This is a genomic window from Mesorhizobium sp. GbtcB19 (assembly GCF_019091085.1).
GTDB lineage: Bacteria > Pseudomonadota > Alphaproteobacteria > Rhizobiales > Rhizobiaceae > Mesorhizobium.
The window spans coordinates 1-239 of sequence record NZ_JAGXJY010000476.1 but is presented as its reverse complement, the minus strand read 5'-3'; the positions used below and the strand labels follow the sequence as shown (position 1 = coordinate 239).

At 62.8% G+C, this 239-nt stretch carries 1 pseudogene; it reads right to left on the bottom strand.

Annotated features, from left to right (window positions below):
• Window positions 1-5: 5 nt before the first annotated feature.
• Window positions 6-239 (bottom strand): annotated as a pseudogene (locus KVT37_RS32780) (HWE histidine kinase domain-containing protein); the annotation flags it as partial.

The following is a 239-nucleotide window of genomic DNA, read 5'->3' as shown; positions in this document are numbered from 1 at the left end:
GATTACAGCCGGCCGCGGAAGCGCGCCAGGACTTCTCCGAGCGTCTCCGTGAAGCGCCCGGTCTGGGTGGCCATACTCTGGATGTAGGCGAGCAGATTTTTCGAACGATGGCTGACTTCGCGCAGCAACGTCTTCAGCGTCTGCTCGCGGCGGATATGCTCCGGCGACTCCTCCATCGTGGTGACGCTGCCGAGGCCTTCTCCGGTATCCCCGCGATCAGCAGGGCTCCTAAGCTGAAA